This window comes from Brevibacterium otitidis, assembly GCF_042429315.1.
Classification (GTDB): Bacteria; Actinomycetota; Actinomycetes; order Actinomycetales; family Brevibacteriaceae; genus Brevibacterium; species Brevibacterium otitidis.
This window is the reverse complement of record NZ_JBHMAU010000003.1, coordinates 1-21,219: the sequence shown is the minus strand read 5'-3', so window position 1 is coordinate 21,219 and position 21,219 is coordinate 1. Positions and strand designations below refer to the sequence as shown.

General features: G+C 66.8%; 16 protein-coding genes and 1 pseudogene. 11 read left to right on the top strand and 6 right to left on the bottom strand.

Going from position 1 to position 21,219, the window contains the following annotated elements:
* Window positions 1-84: 84 nt before the first annotated feature.
* The gene (locus ACFFN1_RS00230; RefSeq protein WP_376837509.1) at window positions 85-795 is read right to left on the bottom strand and encodes a GntR family transcriptional regulator; all 711 of its coding nucleotides are present in this window, start codon (window positions 793-795) and stop codon (window positions 85-87) included.
* Between ACFFN1_RS00230 and ACFFN1_RS00225 the strand changes: the two are divergent.
* Together ACFFN1_RS00225 and ACFFN1_RS00220 are read left to right on the top strand one after the other, a co-directional pair.
* Window positions 715-1,310: pseudogene (locus tag ACFFN1_RS00225) on the top strand (pyridoxal-phosphate dependent enzyme). The gene ACFFN1_RS00230 and the pseudogene ACFFN1_RS00225 overlap by 81 nt on opposite strands.
* A gap of 139 nt (window positions 1,311-1,449) precedes the next feature.
* Window positions 1,450-3,912 carry a thiamine pyrophosphate-binding protein gene (locus ACFFN1_RS00220; RefSeq protein WP_376837507.1) on the top strand — a complete coding sequence of 821 codons (2,463 nt, stop codon included), beginning with the start codon at window positions 1,450-1,452 and terminating at the stop codon, window positions 3,910-3,912.
* Window positions 3,913-3,972: 60 nt separating this feature from the next.
* Here the strand turns inward: ACFFN1_RS00220 and ACFFN1_RS00215 are convergent, their stop codons facing one another.
* The 4 genes from ACFFN1_RS00215 to ACFFN1_RS00200 all read right to left on the bottom strand — a co-directional run bounded on the left by ACFFN1_RS00215 (window position 3,973) and on the right by ACFFN1_RS00200 (window position 10,039).
* A complete protein-coding gene (locus ACFFN1_RS00215) occupies window positions 3,973-5,232 on the bottom strand; it encodes an ATP-binding protein (RefSeq protein WP_376837505.1) in 1,260 nt (419 codons plus the stop codon).
* 213 nt (window positions 5,233-5,445) lie between these two features.
* Entirely contained in the window at window positions 5,446-8,643 is a 3,198-nt protein-coding gene (locus ACFFN1_RS00210; protein WP_376837503.1) for a DEAD/DEAH box helicase, read from the bottom strand.
* Window positions 8,640-9,059, bottom strand: a complete 420-nt coding sequence (locus tag ACFFN1_RS00205) for a (deoxy)nucleoside triphosphate pyrophosphohydrolase (protein ID WP_376837501.1) — start codon at window positions 9,057-9,059, stop codon at window positions 8,640-8,642. The genes ACFFN1_RS00210 and ACFFN1_RS00205 overlap by 4 nt, the downstream gene beginning before the upstream one ends.
* Window positions 9,060-9,133: 74 nt before the next feature.
* The gene (locus ACFFN1_RS00200) at window positions 9,134-10,039 is read right to left on the bottom strand and encodes a GTP pyrophosphokinase (protein WP_376837499.1); all 906 of its coding nucleotides are present in this window, start codon (window positions 10,037-10,039) and stop codon (window positions 9,134-9,136) included.
* A 359-nt stretch (window positions 10,040-10,398) separates the two neighbouring features.
* Here ACFFN1_RS00200 and fdh point away from each other — a divergent pair, with 359 nt between their 5' ends.
* Genes fdh through nrfD form a run of 3 tightly spaced genes read left to right on the top strand, consistent with a single transcriptional unit; the run spans window position 10,399 to window position 16,203 of the window.
* Window positions 10,399-13,764, top strand: coding sequence for a formate dehydrogenase (gene fdh / locus ACFFN1_RS00195; RefSeq protein WP_376837497.1), 3,366 nt, complete (start codon window positions 10,399-10,401; stop codon window positions 13,762-13,764).
* Window positions 13,761-14,993, top strand: coding sequence for a 4Fe-4S dicluster domain-containing protein (locus ACFFN1_RS00190; RefSeq protein ID WP_376837495.1), 1,233 nt, complete (start codon window positions 13,761-13,763; stop codon window positions 14,991-14,993). Before fdh ends, ACFFN1_RS00190 begins: the two co-directional genes overlap by 4 nt.
* Window positions 14,994-15,003: 10 nt before the next feature.
* Window positions 15,004-16,203: an NrfD/PsrC family molybdoenzyme membrane anchor subunit gene (nrfD, locus tag ACFFN1_RS00185; RefSeq protein ID WP_376837493.1), complete on the top strand. Its 1,200-nt coding sequence runs from the start codon at window positions 15,004-15,006 to the stop codon at window positions 16,201-16,203.
* A gap of 61 nt (window positions 16,204-16,264) precedes the next feature.
* Here nrfD and ACFFN1_RS00180 read toward each other — a convergent pair whose 3' ends face one another.
* The gene (locus ACFFN1_RS00180) at window positions 16,265-16,555 is read right to left on the bottom strand and encodes a hypothetical protein (RefSeq protein WP_376837491.1); all 291 of its coding nucleotides are present in this window, start codon (window positions 16,553-16,555) and stop codon (window positions 16,265-16,267) included.
* 1,017 nt (window positions 16,556-17,572) lie between these two features.
* Between ACFFN1_RS00180 and ACFFN1_RS00175 the strand changes: the two genes are divergently transcribed.
* The 6 genes from ACFFN1_RS00175 (at window position 17,573) to ACFFN1_RS00150 (ending at window position 21,050) form a co-directional block, all read left to right on the top strand.
* Entirely contained in the window at window positions 17,573-18,265 is a 693-nt protein-coding gene (locus ACFFN1_RS00175) for a TetR/AcrR family transcriptional regulator (protein WP_376837489.1), read from the top strand.
* Window positions 18,266-18,457: 192 nt separating this feature from the next.
* Window positions 18,458-18,685 (top strand): hypothetical protein, encoded by a 228-nt coding sequence (locus ACFFN1_RS00170; protein ID WP_376837487.1) that lies wholly within the window; start codon window positions 18,458-18,460, stop codon window positions 18,683-18,685.
* Window positions 18,686-18,731: 46 nt separating this feature from the next.
* Window positions 18,732-19,223 carry a hypothetical protein gene (locus ACFFN1_RS00165; RefSeq protein WP_376837486.1) on the top strand — a complete coding sequence of 164 codons (492 nt, stop codon included), beginning with the start codon at window positions 18,732-18,734 and terminating at the stop codon, window positions 19,221-19,223.
* Between the two features lie 136 nt (window positions 19,224-19,359).
* Window positions 19,360-19,665: a hypothetical protein gene (locus tag ACFFN1_RS00160; RefSeq protein WP_376837484.1), complete on the top strand. Its 306-nt coding sequence runs from the start codon at window positions 19,360-19,362 to the stop codon at window positions 19,663-19,665.
* 18 nt (window positions 19,666-19,683) lie between these two features.
* Window positions 19,684-20,748: a zeta toxin family protein gene (locus ACFFN1_RS00155; protein WP_376837482.1), complete on the top strand. Its 1,065-nt coding sequence runs from the start codon at window positions 19,684-19,686 to the stop codon at window positions 20,746-20,748.
* Window positions 20,749-20,846: 98 nt separating this feature from the next.
* Window positions 20,847-21,050, top strand: a complete 204-nt coding sequence (locus tag ACFFN1_RS00150) for an antitoxin VbhA family protein (RefSeq protein WP_376837481.1) — start codon at window positions 20,847-20,849, stop codon at window positions 21,048-21,050.
* Window positions 21,051-21,219: the final 169 nt, after the last annotated feature.

Sequence of the window (21,219 nt, the reverse complement as noted above, 5' to 3'; positions counted from 1 at the left end):
GCACACCTCTGTCCTTCCATTAAGCGCCTCTCACCAGCGCCGGGCAAGGATGCGTTCACCTACCGGACTGTGGATGAGGCAGCATCAGGCGGTGATGATCGTCAGCCAGTTCAAGCGCGTGAGCTCAGCAGCGGCCTCAGCATCCCCGCCGCGCAGGGCTGCGACGATGCGCGCATGCTGCTGGACCGAGGCGTCACTCATCGCATCGAAGTGCAGGAACTCCGCCCGCCGGAGCATGAGCGTCACACTCTCGAGGTGCTCGGCGAGGATCGGGTTGGCCGCCTGCTCGATCGCCACGGCGTGGAAAGCGTCATCGGCGGCGATCGCCGGCTCGGCATCGCCTGCCGCCAGGGCTGCGGTGAGCTCGCCGTTGGCGGTCTCCATGCGGCTGATCTCACCGGGCCCGAGGCGGGGCGCGGCCAGTGACATTGCCAGCGCCTGCAAGGCGGCGGCGACAGCTTGGACATCGGCGATCGCGGCCGGATCCTCAGCGGTCACCCGGGTGGCGCGACCGGGTTCAGCGGTGACGAGACCGGCGCGGGCCAGCCGCAGCAGCGCCTCGCGGATGGGGGTGCGGGAGACCCCGAGCCAGGCGGAGAGCTCGGTGTCGCGCAGCTGCTCACCGGGGGTGAGCTCCCCGCGCACGATCGCATCGCGGATCGCCTGGTAGACGTCATCGCGCAGCAGCGGCCGTCGAACGGAAGGACCCTGGCCATGGCACTCCGCGACTACGAGCGGTACCCGCTCACCTTCGGACCGAGCCCGGTGCACCCGCTGCAGCGACTCAGCGACCACCTCGGCGCCGGAAAGATCTGGGCCAAACGCGAAGACGTCAACTCCGGACTCGCCTTCGGAGGCAACAAGACCCGCAAGATGGAGTACATCGTCCGCGACATCCTCGCCTCCGGGGCCGACGCACTCGTCTCGATCGGCGGCTACCAGTCCAACCACACCCGCCAGGTCGCCGCGATCGCCGCGCATCTGGGTCTGCAGGCCCGGCTCGTGAGGAGCGCTGGGTTGACTGGGACGACCCGGTCAACGACAAGGTCGGCAACATCGAACTCTCCCGCATCCTCGGCGCCGATGTGCGCCTCGACCCGGCCGGATTCGACATCGGGATCCGGTCGAGCTGGGAGAACGCGATCGCCGAACTCGAAGGCGTCATCCTCGACCCCGTCTACGAGGGCAAGTCGATGGCCGGGCTCATCGACCTGGCCGAAGCAGGGGAGTTCGCCAAGGACTCGAACATCCTCTACGCCCACCTCGGCGGGCAGCTGGCGCTCAACGCCTACAGCTCGATCTTCGACTGAGCATCGGCAACCCCAGCGCTGAAGCGGCAGGAAAGGACATCCCTTTCCTGCCGTTTCCACCATGTGGCAGCAGTCGCCAACCCGGCAGGTAGTCTCTACTCTGGACGACACATCGCCGCCTGAGCGAAGGACAGATGCAATGCAGCACAGCCCCGAGAACCCGCAGGACGCCGGCCTTCACGCCGATGAGCAGGCCGAGGACCGCCAGCAGTTCGAGACCTCCACACAGTTCGACCCGCCGAGCGTGAACTCCCGGCCGCTCTCAGCCTCCGCCTCAGCCACCGGCGCCTCAGTCCTCGACGAGATCGCCCAGCGGGTGCTGTGGCTCTCGACCGCGATGATCGACGCGGCCAACCGAGGACGGGAGAACACCGACGGCGTCAAAGTCGGCGGACACCAGTCGTCCTCGGCGTCGATGGTCGGCATCATGACCGCGCTGTGGTTCCACGAGCTCACGGCAGCCGACCGGGTCTCGGTCAAGCCGCATGCCTCTCCGGTGCTGCACGCCATCAACTACCTGCTCGGCGACCTCGACGAACGCTACCTCACCTCGCTGCGCGCCAAGGGCGGCCTGCAGCCCTACCCGTCGCGGTCGAAGGACCCGGACACCGTCGACTTCTCCACCGGCTCGGTGGGCATCGGTGCGACCGCTCCCATCTGGGCGGCCCTGTCGCACCGCTACCTGCGCGACCGCTTCCCCGACACCCCGGACGCCGGCCGCTTCATCTCCCTGCTCGGTGATGCGGAGATGGACGAAGGCGCGGTCTGGGAGGCGATCATCGACCCGGAGGTGCGGGGACTCGGCAACGTCGTGTGGATCGTCGACCTCAACCGCCAGTCCCTCGACCGCGTCATCCCCGATGTGCAGATCCAGCGCCTGCAGGGCATGTTCGCCGCCGCCGACTGGCAGGTGCTCACGTGCAAATGGGGCACCCGCATCCAGAAGCTCTTCGCCGCCTCGGGCGGAGAGGCTTTCGCTCAGCGGATGGAGGACATGCCCAACGAGGAGTATCAGCGGCTGCTGCGCAGCCACCCCGACGAGCTGCACGAACGCATGCTCACCGGCCTCGATTCAGACGAGGCGGCGGTGCTGCGCGACGTCATCGCCTCATTGAGCCCGCGTGCGCTCGCCGAGGTCATCCGCGACCTCGCCGGACACGACATCCCTGCGCTCATCGACACGTTCCGGCAGATCGACGACACCCGCCCGACCGTCATCTTCGCCTATACGATCAAGGGCCGCGGCCTGGCCACCGAGGGACATCCGAACAACCACGCAGCCCAGCTGACCGAAGGCCAGATGCGCGAGCTCGCTGAGCTCTCGGGCACCTCGCTGGAGGATCCGTGGGCGCGCTTCGCCCCGGATTCGGCCGCCGCCGAGGTGTGCCGCTCGACGGCACAGCGGCTCACCCGCCCGCCGGCCCCGGTCCACGAGGTCGGCCAAGTGCCGGCCGAACTCGGGTATGCGCACAAGGCCGTCACCTCGACGCAGGCGACCCTCGGCCGGGTGCTTTCGGATCTCAAGCGGGCGCAGCCGGATCTCGCGGAGAGGGTCGTGACCCTCAGCCCCGATGTTGCGACGTCGACGAATCTCGGCGGCTGGATCAACAAGACCGGCGTGTGGTCGATCGCCGGCCGGCAGGACTGGTTCGCCGATGACCGCGAGCGGGTGCTGCGCTGGCAGGAGGCCTCCAGCGGCCAGCACATCGAACTCGGCATCGCCGAGGTCAACCTCGTCTCCCTGGCAGGCGAGCTCGGTTCGACGTTCTCGCGCTGGGGTCAGCCGCTCATCCCGGTCGCGACGATCTACGACCCGTTCATCAACCGGGCGCTCGAACCGTGGACCTTCGGCCTGTACGCCGGCGGCCAGTCGATCATGGTCGGCACGCCCTCCGGTGTGACGCTGGCGCCTGAGGGTGGGGCGCATCAGTCGTTCAACACTCCGTCGGTGACGCTGGAGATCCCGGGGCTGACGAGCTGGGAGCCGGCGTTCGCGCAGGACTTCGAATGGACGCTGCTCGAATCCATGCGCCACATCGGCAGGCCTGACGGACACTCGGCGTACTTCCGGCTCTCGACCCGCCCGGTCGACCAGGGACTCGCACGGGTGCCCGACGATGAGATCGAGCGTGAGCGCCGCCGCCAGCATGTCATCTCCGGCGGCTACCGGCTCAGCACCCACCCGGCTGCCGAGGACGACATCACCCTCGTGGGTGCCGGCGCGATCATGACCGAGGTGTGCCAGGCCGCAGACTACCTTGCTGAGCGCGGCATCCGGGCCGGCGTCGTATGCATCACGAGCCCGAGCCTCGTGTTCCGCTCGCTGCAGGCCCGCGGCCGGCTCGGTGGTGCACAGGCCGGGATGGGTGCGACGAGCATCGTCGACGTGCTCTTCCCTGCCGAACACCCCGCTCCGCTCGTCACTGTCATGGACGGGCACCCGCACACGTTGTCGTTCCTCGCCGGTGTGCGCGGGGATCGTGCCCGCAACCTCGGCGTCACCGAATTCGGCCAGGCATCCTCGGTGTCGGAGGCGTATGCGATCCACGGCATCGACACCGCCTCGATCGCCTCGGCGGCACTCGATCTGCTGGGCCGGTGACGTCCCCGCGGGGACGTTATCTGGGAGCAGCCGACGTCCCCGCGGGGACGTGTAGGGACGTCAGATTCCCAGAGTGCCGAGCGGGATGACGTGCACGCCGCTCGGCAGCGTGTAAGCGTATTCCGTGCCAGTCACCACCGCGAGGAATGCCGGCTCGCCGACGCGATCGAGATCCACGCGCTCATCGCGCAGCTTGATCAGATTGCGTTCAGCCGCCTCGACCTGTGACTGCCCGAGCTTGACTTCGCAGGCACCCCAATGACCGTCGTCGGGATATTCGATGATGGCGTCGATCTCGAGGCCAGTGCTGTCGCGATAGTGATAGACCTGACCGGATTCCGCGCTTGCGAGCGTTCGGAGATCTCTGATGACCATCGCCTCAAAAACCTGGCCGAAGTACTCTGGACTCTTGGCCAGCCGGTCAGCCCCAATGCCCAGTACTGCACATGCCAGGGCCGGGTCGGCCAGTTGGAGCTTGGGTGCCGTGCGCAATCGCGACTTCGAACGGAGATTGACGCTCCACGCGGGAAGGTTGTCCAGCGCGAACACCGTCTCCAGCGAGTCAAGGTAGGCGTTGACAGTTCCGTAGCTCAGTGGTGCGTCGGCGCCCGACACATCTCGTCGAAGACTCTGTGCGCTCGCTTCGGCAGCGATGTTTCGAGCGATCGACTGCAGTACCCTGCGCATCCGAGATGGGTCATGGCGAACGCCGACAGCGGCAGGGATATCTGAGTCACAGAGATCATCGCAGTACGACCGATTGAACAGCACGGCCTGTCGTGTTGGAACTCCGAGAAGACCGGGCCAGCCGCCGCGCACTGCCTGCTCTGCCAACGCCTGATAGCTCAGCGGCGATCGTGCTGACACAGTCTCCGCTCCCTTGAGCGCTGAGAGGGAGATCTCTGACGAGGAGGCTTCGCTTTCAGCCAATGCCATTGGTCGCATGCGCAGTCGCCCGAAGCGGCCAGTCCCTGAATGCCGGGTGATGTCGGAGGCCGGTTGCGCTGACCCGGACAGAATGAACTGACCCTGCTGCTGTCGGTCGTCGATCTCGTGACGCATCGCATTCCACAGGCTGGGTGCAAGCTGCCATTCGTCGACGAGGCGCGGATTGTCTCCTTCGAGCAGTGCCTGTGGGTTGAGCTCAGCCAACTGGACGAGCTCGGGTGAGCGGTCAAGACGAATAGAGCTGCGTGAATGATGGAGGCCCGTCGACGTCTTCCCGCAGCCGCGCGGGCCTTCGATGAGCACTGCTCCCATTCCTTTGATCAGCTCACCGAGGATCTGGTCAACAGCCCGTTGCTTATACACTTCGTTCACCTGCTTGAGGCGGCCGCCCTGCTGAGGCTGCTGCGCCCCTGCTGACGACGACCATATGGCTGGATCATCTATTCTGCAACGATTCTATCGTCTATTTTGCAACGATTCTATCGTCTATTCTGCAACGATCTCATCATCTATCCTGCAAGGGTAGCGACGGCAAAGCTGTGGGCCAGCGGTGCACCGGCGCGGGTCGGGTGAGGCGACTGTCAATCACGCCACGGCGCGGGCGGCGACGAGCATCTCGGCCGGCATCGCCCGCTCGAGCTTCCACTCGATCTGCATGGGCCGCGACCCGGAGTGCTGCACATAGTCAACGGTGCCCAGACAGGTGTAGGGCTGCGTGCCGAGGTCGCCTTCTTTGGCTGCGCGGACGAAGAGCACGACGTGTGAACCCTGCTGGCGGTGGTGGATGTAGCGCTGCCCGGTGGGGCTCTCGGGGCTCGTGGCGTTCTGCGATTCCCAGTGGAACAGCGTCTCAGAGATCGCATAGTCGCGATAGAGCGTTGTCGGCGAGTAGTCGCTTTCCGATTTCTTCAGCGTCACGAGCAGCACGTCGGTCTGCGCGGCCGGGATCCACTTGACTCCTTCGCGCATGTTGCCCGGCGCGATGCCCTGCTGCGTGGTGCCGAGGCCGAAGCCGGCGAGCAGCTCTTCACGTGTGTAGCGGGCGTAGCTGCGCAGGGGAGCGCTTTCCAGACCGGTGAGCCGCTGCGGCCTGGTGCGGGCGTTCTCCTCGCACACATCCAGCAGATCCAGCAGCTCGCCGGTGATCGCCGGCATCCGGCGCACGCCTCTGATCGTCTCGGCGATCTCGCTGGCCGGAGCGGTCGGGCGCAGCTGATAGAAGAGCATCGCCGCATACGGATCTGCAGCCAGCGCACGATCGGAGGGGAGGTCTCCGCGCAGCAGCTCGCGGTAGCGTTCGATCCGCCCGCTATCATCGACATGTGTGAACGCCCGCATTCGGCCGAGCAGCTCGATCTCGTCATCACTCAGCGACAACTCCGCATCTGGGAAAGCCCAGTCCTTGAGCGCTGACCATGAGCGCGCCCGCTTCCGCCCGTTGAACGTCCGGGTACTCGAACCGCCGTAGATGTCTGCCAGACTCCGGTCGGCTTCGTGCAGGTACGTCGCCAGACTGTACTCACCGGGCGTGACCCCGGCCGGCCGATGGGACTGGATGTCGCCGATCAGTCCGCGGGTGGAGGGATTCAGCGTGGACTTGAGATTTTCGAGAATCTCATCTTCGGCGGCACGGTCGAGCACGATCTGCGACCCGGCCGGCAGGAACGGAAAGCCCTGCTGCACATCGTGCTGGAGCCGCCGACGCGATGCGCCTGTCAGCGCGCGCAGCTTGAGGTCGAAGCGGAACTCCGCGCTCTGGTGCCCGACGAAGTCGAGCACTGTCAGCACTGCTTTGTCCGGTGCGCGCCTGAGACCGCGGCCCAGCTGTTGGAGGAAGATCGTCGCAGACTGGGTGGGGCGCAGCATGAGCACTGTGTCGACTTCCGGGATGTCGACGCCTTCGTTGAAGATGTCGACGGTGAACAGACAGCGGATCTCACCGGCTTTGAACCGGCGCAGAAGATCTGCGCGCTCCGCATTTCCGGTGTCACTGGTGATGGCATGCGAGGTGATGCCGACCTCGGTGAACTTCCGCGCCATGTACTCGGCATGGTCGATCGAGACGCAGAACCCGAGCGCCCGGATCGCTGCGACATCGACGACGGTGTCGGTCAGTGCTCTGAGGACGATGCGGGTGCGGGCGTCGTTGCTGGTGTAGAGCCGGGTCAGCTCCTCGGTGTCGTAGTGGCCGCGCCGGAAGGTGACGGATCGCAGATCGGTGTTGTCCGAAATGCCGAAGTAGTGGAAGGGCACCAGCAGATCCGCTTCGAGCGCATCCCACAACCGCAGCTCACTCGCAGCGCGCCCGTCGAAGAACTCATCGGCAACATCGACTCCGTCCGCACGCTCAGGGGTCGCGGTCAGCCCGAGCAGCTCGGCTGGTTCGAACCAGTCGAGGATCCGCCGGTACGTCTGGGCATCAGCGTGGTGGAACTCGTCGACGACGATGATGTCGAAGTGGTCGCGGGCCCACTTCTGCAGCTGGTCGATCCGGCTGAGCGACTGCACCGAGGCGAAGACGTGCGCACCGATGGTCGGCCGGTGACCGCCGACGAAGAGTTCGCCGAAGCTGCCGTCTTTGAGCACATCGCGGTAGGTGCGCTGCGCCTGCTTGAGAATCTCCGCCCGATGGGCGACGAACAGCAACCGCGGCTGGCCGCTCTCACCGCGTGCACGCCCCTGACGGGCAAGCCGCGCGTAGTCGAGAGCGGCGATGACCGTCTTGCCGGTGCCCGTGGCGGCGACGAGCAGATTGCGGTGCCGATCGTGTTCCTCCCGTTCCGCCGCGAGATCGTCGAGCATGATCTGCTGGTGCGGAAACGGACGCACGTCGAGCAGCGTCGTATCGATCACCGCGCCCGAGGCGGTGGTCCCTGCTGCAGTCGGTCCCTCGCGGGCCTCCCGCAGCGCGTCGTCGAGCCGCGCGGCGTCGCGCTGTGGATCGTAGGGCGCGAACTCGGGAGCATTCCAGTAGCTGTCGAAGGTGGCGGTGAACTTCTCGATGAGGCTCGGAGTGGCTGGCTGGGAGATCCGCACATTCCATTCGAGACCGTCAACGAGGGCATTGCGACTGAGGTTCGAACTGCCGACATAGCCGGTGTCGAAACCGGTGCGGCGATAGAACAGCCACGCCTTGGCGTGCAGGCGGGTCGAGCGCGCCTCGTAGTTCACGCGGACCTCCGCACCGTACTCATTGGCGAGCCGGTCGAGGGCTTTTCGATCCGTGGCCCCGATATAGGTCGTCGTGAGGATCCGCAACGGCACACCGCGGTCGCGCAGCGCGGCCAGCTCGCGTTCCAGCAGACGGATACCGCTCCACTTGACGAACGCGCACAGCAGATCGACCCGATCAGCGCTCGCCAGCTCGCGTCTGAGCTCGGTGCCCAGCTGCGGGTCCCGCGGAGAGTTCGTCAGAAGCGCGACATCCGACAGCGGAGTCGTCGGTCGTGTAGGCGGTTGTGCGTCAGCCGGGTAGAGGGATAGCAGCTGCCGCGGACCGTCGAGCACAACGTCGGGGATCTCCGGCAGCAGGCCCAAGATCCGGTTGACGAGATCGACCCGGTCACACTCCTCGACAGCGGCCAGCGCCTGAGCCAGGTGTCCGGCGACATGCCGACTGAGCACGTGCGGAGCGTCAGCAGCGTCGACGGCATCGACGACCGCGCTGGCATCAGTTCGGCGGTCGATGAGCTCCTGCAGTCGGCGCTCGAGTACCCGCTCGTGCAGACCGATGACGAGGTCCCCGCCCGGGTGCTCTGCATTTCCGGCCCCTGAGACGGTCATCCGGTCTCGCCTGCACTCACACCGCTGCGCAGCAGCGCAACCGCCGGCAGGTCCGGTGCCGCCCAATCGAGAACGGCGAGCTCATCCCGGCTGACCCACACGACAGCGTCGTGATCGGCGCTGGCGACCGGGTCCTCGGCTGCGGTGACCCAGTAGCAGGCTAGGTCGATCTCCGGCCCTGTGCCGCCCGCTGCGCGGGTCGTCTGACGGATGAGAAGTTCGCCGACGGTGACGTCGACGCTGAGTTCTTCGCGCAGTTCGCGGGCGAGTGCGGCTGCTGGCGTCTCATCGGCTTCGACTTTGCCGCCGGGGAACTCCCACTTGCCGGCCGCGGCCTTGTGCGGAGCCCGCCGGCAGGCCAGAATCTGCTCCCCGCGGGAGAATATCGCACCGACGACAGTGATCGGGTCACTCATGCTGCTCAGCCTAACCGTACGAAGTGTGCAAGCTGCTGCAACGTCGTGCCAGTTTCCTACAGTGTTCTGATGGTTCACGAAGGACGTTCGGGAAGTGCCACCGGATAGTAGAAGACGCCTTCCTCGTTGTCAACGACTTTGACATCGATTTCGTCTCCTGGTTCCAAGTAGTTGTCGACGTCGATCAGCCCCTTGACGCCAGCGAGGTCGCGGACCGCATGAGCCGGAATGAGGCCGCGCTTGTCATCCTCGTCCTCGGCAAGCGCATACCTGGGCCCAGATGTCTGCACAGTCACCGTTCGTGTATCGGACTCTTCGGATTCGGCTGCGTGAATGAATGTTCCCTCGACATCCGTCGCCAAGTCGTCAGCGAGACAGTCGACGAGATTGAGGAGGTCTGCCATTGTCTTGGCAACTGACTGATGCAGTCGGCTGGGCCGGAGCCCTCCCTCAGGTTTGTATAGGTCTTCATGTGTGAGTTCGCCCCACGCGTCCTGTGCCCGAGTTTTGATCTGGATCTCGACGGTCACTGCATCGGGGTGTCCAGGAACATCCACCTCGCACAGGACGTGAACTGCGCGGTACCCACTTGCCTTGGGTGCGCTGACGTAGTCCTTGGATTCGACGACGCGGATTCCATGGTGGTTTCCAGACTGCTTGAGATGATCGAAGATCAGCGCCTGGTCTCGTGTCGATTTGCACAGAACCTTGACGCCTACGATGTCGCGGACGATCTGCTCGACCTTCCGTGCCGAGTCGAGTGCCAGGTCCCCGTCCTGCTCGATTTTGAGTTTGAGCTTCAGGAGTGCGCGGTCCTGGTCTTTGATCCGGCCTGAACCTACGACCAAACGCATGCCATCGCTGTCCTCAAGCAGTTCTCGGGAGTTCCGCGTCAGCCAGGCAGTGACTGAGTCCTGCGCGACATCCCAGGCTTCTCGGCGGGTCTCGTAACACTCGTTCAGGTATAGCTCTGGGTTCATGATCGGGGAGTCCTCCGATTGTGACATTGAGATGTGAGGGGGCACTTTCATCGAGACGTTGACGGGTGGGGCCTGGGCGAATAGGACAACGCCGCCTTTCCCATGCAATGTACATCACATAAGGCGCGGCTGCAGTAGTCTGCGGAGACCACGCGTGTCCGTGACCTGGATCCACGGCCGATAGCTCGTCCCCGTTTCTGCTCTGTACGGGTGCTGAGCTGTCCCTTCCACTGCCTGTGGAACCAGAAAACTGACCAACCGATCGGTCAGCATGAGCAACGCTCTGAACTGGGAATTCGCTGCCGCTCCGGCGTTGGTTGGAACCGCCGCATGAATGCCGCCGATGGTAATCTTGAGCCATGGCGCGCATCAGCTTCCTCGACTGGCCGGTGTTCCGACAGTTCCGCTCCGGTGACACCACCGGGCGGGGACCGGCTGTGACGTCCCAGCAGACGAAGACCATGCGTCCGCGCACCGAAGACGCCGACACCGTCGCGCGCAGCGTGTGCCCCTACTGCGCGGTGGGCTGCGGCCAGCTCATCTACGCCAAGGACAACAAGGTCATCCAGATCGAAGGCGATCCGGACTCACCGATCTCCCGCGGTCGGCTGTGCCCCAAGGGCTCGGCCAGCGAGCAGCTCGTCAACGCCTCCGGGCGCATCACCGAAGTCCTCTACCGGGCCCCGAAGGCCACGGAGTGGACGACACTCGATCTCGACACCGCCATCGACATGATCGCCGAGCGGTTCCTCGCCGCCCGCCGCAACCACTGGCAGGACAAAGACTCCGAAGGCCGGCATCTGCGCCGCACCATGGGTGTGGCCTCGCTGGGCGGGGCGACCCTGGACAATGAGGAGAACTACCTCATCAAGAAGCTGTTCACGGCAGCCGGGGCGATCCAGATCGAGAACCAGGCCCGCATATGACACTCCGCCACAGTTCCCAGTCTGGGAGCTTCGTTCGGACGCGGCGGCGCGACCCAGTCCCTGCAGGACATGGCGAACGCCGACTGCATTGTCATTCAGGGCTCGAACATGGCCGAATGCCATCCCGTCGGGTTCCAGTGGGTCACTGAAGCCAAGGCCCGAGGCGCGAAGGTCATCCACGTCGACCCGCGTTTCACGCGCACCACGGCAGTCGCAGACAAGCATGTCCCGATCCGGGTCGGCTCTGACATCGTGCTGCTCGGCGGGCTCATTCGCCATGTGCTGGACAACGACCTGTTCTTCGACGAATACGTCCGGACGTTCACCAACGCCTCCACCATCCTCGGCGACGACTTCGCCGATACCGAGGATCTCGACGGTCTGTTCTCCGGCTACGACCCGGACACCGGCACGTATGACACCCAGACCTGGGCGTATGCCGATGCTGATGGGTCGCGCCGAGGCGTGCCGGCGACCCAACCGGCCGAGCAGGACCCGACCCTGCAGGACTCGCGGTGTGTCTTCCAGGTGCTCAAACGTCACTACTCCCGCTACACCCCGGAGATGGTCGAAGAGGTCTGCGGCATCTCCGCTGCCGACTTCGCCTACCTCGCCGATGCGATTACGCAGAACTCCGGGCGCGAGCGCACCACCTGCTTCGCCTACGCCGTCGGCTGGACCCAGCACTCGCAGGGCGCGCAGTACATCCGCACCGCCGCTGTGCTGCAGCTGCTGCTCGGCAATGTCGGCCGGCCAGGCTCCGGCATCATGGCGCTGCGCGGGCATGCCTCCATCCAGGGCTCGACCGATATCCCGACCCTGTTCAATCTGCTGCCCGGCTACCTGCCGATGCCCAAAGCCGGCACCCATGACACGCTTGAGGACTACCTGGCAGTCATCGGCTCGAAGGAGCAGAAGAGCTACTGGGCCAATGCTGATACCTACATGATCAGCCTGCTCAAGGCCTGGTGGGGTGAAGCCGCAACCGCGGACAACGACTTCGCCTACGACTACCTGCCCCGCCTCACCGGTGCACACGGCACCTACCAGACCGTCATGAGCATGCTGAAAGACGAGGTCGAGGGCTACTTCATCCTCGGCCAGAATCCGGCTGTCGGCTCAGCCAACGGCCGCATGCAGCGTTTGGGCATGGCGCACCTCAAATGGCTCGTCGTGCGCGACTTCCAGCTCATCGAATCGGCGACCTGGTGGAAGGACGGACCGGAGATCGCCTCCGGTGAGCTCAAGACCGAGGACATCGACACCGAGGTGTTCTTCCTCCCGGCCGCCAACCACACCGAGAAGTCCGGGACCTTCACCCAGACCCAGCGGCTCGTGCAGTGGCGCGAACAGGCCGTCCACCCGCCAGGGGATGCGCAGAGCGAACTGCAGTTCTTCTACGAACTCGGCTGCCGACTGCGGGAGAAGCTCGCCGACTCCACCGACCCGCGCGACCGGCCGCTGCTCGACCTGACCTGGGACTACCCGGTCGACGAACACGGCGATCCCTCCGCCGAGGCGGTCCTCGCCGAGATCAACGGCTTCCACACCTCGGGCCCGGAGGCAGGCACGCCGCTGAGCTCCTACCTGGAGATGAAGGCCGACGGATCGACCGCCGGTGGCTGCTGGATCTACACCGGCATCTACGCTGATGGCATCAACCACGCCAACAAGCGCGTGCCTGGCAGCGCACAGGGCGAGATCGCCGCCGACTGGGCGTGGGCGTGGCCGGCCAACCGCCGCATCCTGTACAACCGCGCCTCTGCCGATGCCGCAGGCAAGCCGTGGAGCCAGCGCAAGAAACTCGTGTGGTGGGACGAGGAGACCGGCCGCTGGACCGGCAAGGACATCCCCGACTTCCCACCCGACCGGGCACCCGACGCCGTACCGGACCGCGCCCAGGGCGGACCGGCGGCACTGACCGGCACCGATGCCTTCGTCATGCAGCCCGACGGCAAGGGCTGGCTGTACGCACCGACCGGAGTCGTCGACGGGCCCTTGCCGACCCATTACGAGGCGCAGGAATCCCCGGTGCCCAATCCGCTCTATCGCCAGCAGCACAGTCCGGCCCAGGTGATGTTCGACCGCAGGGACAACCTCATGGCTCCGCTGCCGGGCCAGGCGGGTGCAGGCGTCTACCCCTTCATCTTCACCACCTACCGGCTCACCGAACACCACACCGCCGGCGGTATGAGCCGGTGGCTGCCGTATCTCTCAGAGCTGCAGCCTGAGCTGTTCGCCGAGGTGTCTCCGGAACTGGCAGCCGAACGCGGACTCGAACCCTATGGCTGGGCGACGATCATCTCCCCGCGCGCCGCGATCGAAGTCCGGCTGCTCGTGACCGAGCGGATGACCCCGATGAGCTTCGGCAGCGCCGCAGCCGGCAGCCAGCAAACCGTCCATCAGATCGGCCTGCCGTATCACTGGGGCGTTGGGGCTGAGGCGCACATTGTCGGGGATGCCGTCAACGACCTGCTCGGCATCACACTCGACCCCAACGTCCTCATCCAGGACGCCAAGACCGGCGCCTGTGACATCATCCCCGGCCGCCGCCCACGCGGACCCGAACTCGAAGAGCTCGTCAACGACTACCGTCGCCGCGCCGGGCTCATCGACGCCGCAGGACAGATGACCGAGAAGGCCGAGCAGGACGACCGGCCCGGCGATCCGTGGGACACTCCGCCGGAAGCCCAGCAGGGCGTCTACACCCATGAGGACGACGCCGATGCCGGTGACGGTGACGACGCCGGCACTGCCGACAGCTTCCATGAACCCGAGAAGGAGGAGGGGTCGTCATGACTGCACCGATCACGGCACCGACGGCACCGCAGCGCGGTGCTGCGGCCAGCACTCCCGCCGCCACCGCCGATCCGGCCGCCGCCGTGCACTGGGAGCACACGCACGAGCGCAAGGGCTTCTTCACCGACACCTCGATCTGCATCGGCTGCAAGGCCTGCGAAGTCGCGTGCAAGGAGTGGAACCGCAACCCCGCCGACGGCAATCTCGAACTGCTCGGCTCCTCCTATGACAACACCGGCGGGCTCGGCGCGAATACGTGGCGCCACGTCGCCTTCATCGAACAGGACTCCGAGCGGATCTCGGCGGCCCGGGAATCCGGCCGCCGGCTCGTGAGCCTCGGGATGCCGACGATCCGCCCGCGCACCGACACAGCCGCGCCGGCCGAATCGGCATCCGCCCCCGCGCCGGCATCTGCTCCCCCGGCAGACGTCCCCGCGGGGACGTCTGCGGCATCCGCCGGCGGCGGAGTCGACGCCCTCACCGCCGCCGAGGCGCTGGGCGCCTCGGGTGCGGATCCCCCCTCGGCAGGTGGGCCGGCTGCGGCAGCTGCGACCGCCTCGGGCACGGATCTCACCCCACCCGACACCCCGGAGTTCCGGTGGCTCATGGCCTCGGATGTGTGCAAGCACTGCACGCACGCCGGCTGCCTCGACGTGTGCCCGACCGGTGCGCTGTTCCGCACCGAATTCGGCACCGTCGTCGTCCAGGACGATGTGTGCAACGGCTGCGGCACCTGCGTGGCCGGCTGCCCGTTCGGCGTCATCGAACGCCGCGACGACGGCACCATCAACCCGCCGACCGAGCGGGAGAACCCCGCCGCCGGCAAACCGATCGACCAGGACGTCCCGCATCGGGGTACCGCGAACAAGTGCACGCTGTGCTACGACCGGCTCGTCGCCGGTGACCAGCCGGCCTGCGCCAAGACGTGCCCGACGACCTCGATCAAGTTCGGCGACCGTGCCGATATGGTCGCCACCGCCGAACAGCGGGTGCGCGATCTGCACGCCCAGGGCATGACCGAGGCACGCCTCTACGGCGCCAATCCCAATGACGGGGTCGGCGGCACCGGCTCGGTGTTCCTGCTCCTCGACGAACCCGAGGTCTACGGCCTGCCGCCGGACCCGCGCGTGGCGACGAAGGACCTGCCGCAGATGTTCGCCACCGCCGGCATCGCCGCCGCCGGCATGATCGCTGCGACCGCGCTCGCGTTCCTCGGGGGCCGGAAGTGAGGGAGAGCGCGTGACGACCAGCGAATTCGACTCCTACCGCCCGCCCGAGCCGGCCCGCCGCCGCAGGCGCGGCCTGTTCCAGCGTGCGACGGACGACTCACCGGCCAGCGACCGTGCCCGAGGCGGAGGTCGCGGTCGCGGTGGTGGCCGCACCCGAGGCGGGGGCACCGGAGGCCGTCAGGGTTTGGCCGGCCGTGGGGGCCGGGGAGCTCGCGGTGCCGATGGCTCGCGTGAGATGCCGATGGTCGCCGAGGCGGAATTCACCTCGTACTACGGCCGGCCGATCGTCAAGGCCCCGCCGTGGGGTCATGAGATCTCGACGTATCTGTTCCTCGGCGGGCTCGCCGGCGGCTCCGGACTGCTGGGGATCGGCGCGCAGCTAAGCGGGCGGGAGCTGCTGCGCCGCAATGCGCGGCTGACGGCTCTGGGCGCCGTGAGCGCCGGAGCGGTTGCGCTCATCATGGACCTCGGCCGGCCCGAACGGTTCCTCAACATGATGCGCACCGTCAAGGTCACCTCGCCGATGAGCCTCGGCTCCTGGATCCTGGCGGGATTCTCCACCCCGATGGGCGTGGCAGCGGTGTCTGAGCTCGACCGGCTGACCGGAGAGAAGCTGCCGCTGGGCCCGCTGCGTCGGGTGCTGCGCGGTGTCGAAGCTCCAGCTGGAGCGGCAGCAGGCGTGTTCGCCGCACCGCTGGCCGCCTACACTGCCGTGCTGCTCTCCGACACCGCCGTGCCGACCTGGCACGGCGCCCGCCGGCACCTGCCCTATGTCTTCGTCTCCTCAGCCAGCCTCGCCGCCGGCGGTGCTGCGATGGTGACGACTCCGACGTCGCAGACCGGCCCGGCCCGGGTGCTCGCGGTGCTCGGCGTGGCAGGCGATGTCATTGCGATGCACGTCATGAAGGAGAACATGCATCCGGCCGAAGCCGAACCGCTGGAGACCGGTGCACCGGGCGCGAAGCTGAAATGGGCTGAGCGTCTGGCGATCGTCGGGGGGATCGGCACCCTGTTCGCGTCGAATCGGCTCGTCGCCGCCGCCTCGGGAACGGCGCTGCTGGCGGCCTCCGCGCTCACCCGGTTCGGGGTGCTCGAAGCCGGCCTGGAGTCGACGAAGGACCCCAAATACGTCATCGAACCGCAGAAGGACCGGCTCGCCGCCCGCCGCGCCGCCGGGATCACCGACGATTCGATCACGACAGCAGGCTGACGGGCGCGGTCACGACAGCTGGCTGACGGGCCCGATCAGGACAGCAGGCTGTCGGGTCTGATCACGACAGCAGGCTGATGAGCTTCGACAGCAGCCTGGCACCGTCAACGCGGATGCCGTCGTGCTGGTACTCGTTCGTCACGAGCAACCGGGTCCCGGCGATCTTCTCAGCTGTGGCAGGGGACAGCTCAGCCGGGACGAACATGTCATCGGTGAACACCGCAGCGGCCACCGGCACCGTCGTCGATGCCAGCGCCGCCTCATCGAAGGGATCGCCCAGCCCGCCGCACTGAGCGAGCACCTCGGCGGCGGGGCGAAGGGGATGAGCGCGCTGTCCTGCAGGAACTGCCACGGGAAGACCATCTCCCCGGTGAACCGGAACGGCCCGTCACCGGGACTGCGGGCAGTCGAGAACTCCGCGCGCTCGCCGCGGACCTGGTGCGCCGCCCAGCGGGTCGCCGCACCGCGGGAGTAGATGAGCTCGTGCAGCACCGCATACAGCGGCCGCGAGGCGAACGAGACGACGGCCTCGGCTTCGCGCAGGAACGTGTCCGAGAGCCTGCGGCCGCGTGCCGTCTGCACGAACGCCGACTCCAGCAGATTGCCGAGCCGTTCGATCCCCTCGGTGGTGCCGAGCTGGATGCCCAGCGTCTGAAACCGCTCGACTGTCAGCGGTTCTCCGCTCGGCAGCCGTTCGGGATGCTCGCCGAGGTGAGCGGCGATCTGCCAGGCCTGTGCGTGCGCCTCGGGGAAAGCGGCGAAGTGGATCGCCCCGGGTGTGGTAGAGGGTTTGATCTAACCGAGAGGATAGGAACATGCCTGCACCGAGAGAGTCCACGCCGACGTCTTCGAGGTCCGAGTTGAGATCGGCATTTTCCACGCCGAAGGCATCGTCGAGAATCGTCGAAGACGACCGAGCGCAGCTTCTCTTCCGTCACATTCACATGAGGCATGGTTGTCCGTCTTTCTTTGTTCCAATGAGGAGAAACCCGGCACGTGTCGCAGGACCCCAGCCGGGCCGAGAAGTAGCCTAACACCGATTTAGACGCGCATCTAAACTCTGTGACACAACGTTGTTGCCGTCGAGTGCATGGCGCCGGGTGGCAGCTGGTGGTGTTCGACGAAGCGGGAGCTGTGAAGGTGCTGGTCGCACCTGGTGCGAGACAATCCGCCGGAGGCCTTGCCTGGCAGCCGGGGGCGAGGCGGCAGTGACGTTGGTCACCCACCCACCTCCTGCGGGCGCGTGCAGCTCCGGCATGGCCGCGATCGGGTGGCCGTGCTCGCTCGCAGCTGAAATGCGTGGGGAACGAGAAGGGTAGACTGGACGACGGCCGGAAGCGATCGATGAAGCGGGAAGGATCGGACGCCGATGCGGACTCGACAGTCGCGTTCGTCTGCAACTCGTGATCTGATCGTCAGCGCCGCAGCGGGTGAGTTCGCGCGCAACGGCTACGGCGGCACCACCCACACGGGCATCCTCAAGGTGCTCGGCAAGAGCACCCCGAACTTCATCACCTACCATTTCCCGGCCAAGGCCGACATCGCTCACGCAGTCCTGTCTCGCCAAGACCAGTTGCTGAATGCGTGCGTTCAAGGACTCGAACGCCGCGGAGTTTCAGGTCTGGAAGCTCTGGTTGCGACGGTGTTCATCGTCATCACTGATGAGAAGAACATGTCGATCTTCCAGGCAGCAATGGCCCTGGAAGGCGACCGGACCGCACCCGATGGCGGAGACTTCCAGCCCTGCACGACGTGGATGACGCTTGTGAAGCGCCAGCTGATACGAGCACAGGAAGCTGGCCAGATCGCTCGGGACATCGACCTCGACGACGAGGCCTGGATGATGATCTCCGTCCTCTACGGGACCTACCAGCTCGCTGACCGCCTTGGCTCACTGAGCAAACTCGGGCATCGCGTGGAGCAAGCATGGCTGCAAATGCTTGACAACCTCGGCATCTCCGACAGTCGAAAGCTCCTCTACACCGGTCAGCAGCATGCACGTGATTACCTCGACGCGCGGAGCACGGGCCACGTGCCCGCAGCAGCCGAAGCCACCCGGTGAAGGCAGCTTCCCTGGCGTGGCTGACTGCTCGCTCCTGAGCGCAGACCACCATCATGGGTCAGGCGTGCCGCGACAATCCAGCGAGGACGATCCGCGCCGAGAGAACACGGCAGCTCGCCTTCCTGCTCTATCAGGGCAATGCGCGCCCGGACGGTAGAATGGAGCGTGTCGGAGCAGCGAGGAGGAGACGTCATGGCGACCGAACCGACGCCCTCAACGGCCTGGACCACCCAGCAGCTGATCGCGATAGCGACCGGGCAACGCATAGCCGGCGAGGAGCCGACGGCCGCGGACCTGGACGCCGCACGTCGGGTGCTCACCGGTGAGGCCACTGCGGGACGAGTCATCGCCGACGGGCTTGCCACTCTGGAAACCGAGCACGGCTTCACCCGACAGCTCCCAGGGAAGAGGCTCCGGTAACAATCCCCGGGAAAGCAGAGCTACAAGCAGGACGAGAGGTGTCGCTATGGTGTTCCTCGGTGAGATCCGCCCGGTCTCGGAACTGCTCTCCGCCGCCCTGGCCGAGCCCGCTCCCGTGCCTGCCACCGATATCGGGGTGCGCCACACCGCGGCCGGGAACGCGAAGGCCTGCCGCGACCTCCTGGCTGAGGGCGAGGGCCTGGACGCGTGCTGGCGGTTCGGCATCCTCCAGACCCTCGACGACTACACGTCCACACTGCGCCGCGGTGGCCCCGACCTCGCCGCCGGGGTGTTCGTCGACGAGCCGGAGCCGACCGGAGCCGGTGAGCTGGATGCCGCGTTCGCGGCGCTGGCCGACCATCTGGCCGAGCGCGACGGCTGGACGCCACCGGTGTGGGCTCTCGACCCGGCACGGCACACCACAGCCTGGTATCCCTCGGTGCCCGCGATCTTCCGCGCAGACGCGGACCGGGAAAGTCTGCGGGCGTTCCGGCAGCGCGGAGTCTTCCTCACCGACCGGTCACTGCTCAGAGCCTGACCGGGAAGACGACGCGGGCCTGTATCGCCGTCCGGTCTTCGGGGCGGGCTCACGGGTTCGGAGAGTTCACGGGAGCCACACCGGTGCGGAGATCGGCCGAGGCGGTAGAATGGAGGGTGTAGGAGGTTGATGCCCGATGAGTCAGACAGCGCCGGTGGCCCCGTCCACGGATTCTGTACGCGCGTGGTACGACCAGGCGCTGGTCGAGGACGCGATGGTCTATGACATCACGCGTGAGGCCGCGACCGTGCTCTCCTCCCTCCTGCTCGCCCGCATGAACGAGGCCACCGATTCGAGTGCTCGTGAGCACTGGGCCGCCCGACGTCGTCTTGTCAAGCAGCAGACCAAGGCCCTCGACCCGGGCGACCGTGCCGGGCTGATCGCCCAGCAGCAGGCATGGGTGCACGAGGCGCAGGCCCTGACCGACCTGCCCCTGACCTAACCAGCGAGGCAGAACGGGGTGGCCGCGCCGGAGTTCGACAGCCCTCAGTGGCTGGCGTGGCAGTTCGAGCACATCGCCCGTGAAGACATCTTCGGCGACTACGCCCCGACCCCAGAGAGTCCGCGGCTGGTGCTGCTGGGCGGGCAGCCGGCGGCGGGTAAGACCGTCGCTCAGGACGCGATCCTGGCAGAAGACCCGACCCTGGTGCCGATCACCGGGGATGACCTACGCGAGTACCACCCGGACTACGCCCGGTTGATGGTCGAGGAACCCTTGGCGATGCCGGAGAAGACAGCACCGGTCTCGGGCGGACTGGTGCGCCTCGCTCTGGAGCATGCGTTGGCACACCGGTTCTCGGTGCTGTTGGAGGGCACGTTCCGTGACCCGGAGATGGTCACCGGCACCGCCTCGCGGTTCGCCGAGGCCGGGTACCGGGTCGAAGTCGTCGCCGTGGCGACCCCGGCGGCGGTCTCGCGCCTCTCGGCGCAGCAGCGGGCGCTGGCGGCCGCGTATCCCGGGATCGGCCGGTGGACCCCACCCGAGGCGCATGAGACCGCCGTGGCGGGATCACCTCGGGTCGTGGCCGCGCTGGAGGCGTTGCCGTTCATCACCCGGGTGCGGGTATTCTCCCGGGAACGCCTCCTCCACGACACCACCGGCGAGTCGGCGGCAGGGTCGGTCTCGGCCGCCGACGTGCTCCAGGGCGAGCAGACCCGCCGTCCGGCCCCGGGCGAGGCGCTGGCGTGGCTGGCCCGGTATGAGCAGGTCTTCGCTCTGGCTCGGGCACGGCCGGGCTATCTCGGCCCGGCCTCGGCACCGGCGTTCCGGCTCCTGCAAGCCGATGCCCAGACCATGATCGACATCGCCACCACAATGCCGGGTGTGGACACTGCGGAGCTGGACCAGCAGCAGCGCTGGCGCAGGCTCTACGTGGAGCAGGTCGCCCCCGAATCGACCCGCACCAAGGCCAGGCGGGCGCTGCGCCGCCTGACCGGTGGCCGCAATCCCGGCCGGGAGGACCCGTGGCAGCCGCCGGGTAGGTCCGGACCGGACCGCCGTGACCCGCCCGGCCGCAGCCTCTGAACGTAACAGTCCGGAAGCGCCCCGTACCTATGGGGTACGGGAGAACAGTGACCACGGGAATCACGGCACCAGAGGGGTAGAGGAAGGAAACAGGCGCGATGGACAGCACCGGACCGGCCACGAGGGGCAACATCGACTGGATCGAGGCGCAGGTGACATGCGGGCAGCGGATGGCCGGGGCCGAGGAGACCGACGCCGACCGTGCCCTGGGCCGCCGCGTCTTGGCCGGGGAACTCACCGCGGATGAGGCTATCGCCATTCGGCTGGCCCAGATCGACTGTGCTCATGGGATCACGCGGTGACACCCCGCAACGGGTACGCCGAATCGGCGGCCCCGTCATCCGGCCATGGGGACGGGTCCGCAAAATGTGGCTCTACTGACTGATCCGTGGGTCTTCAGCGGCCGGGCAGGAGGGGGCGGTGGCCTCCGAGTGTGAGCATGGCGAGGCCGATCAGGGGCTCGGGTGAGCG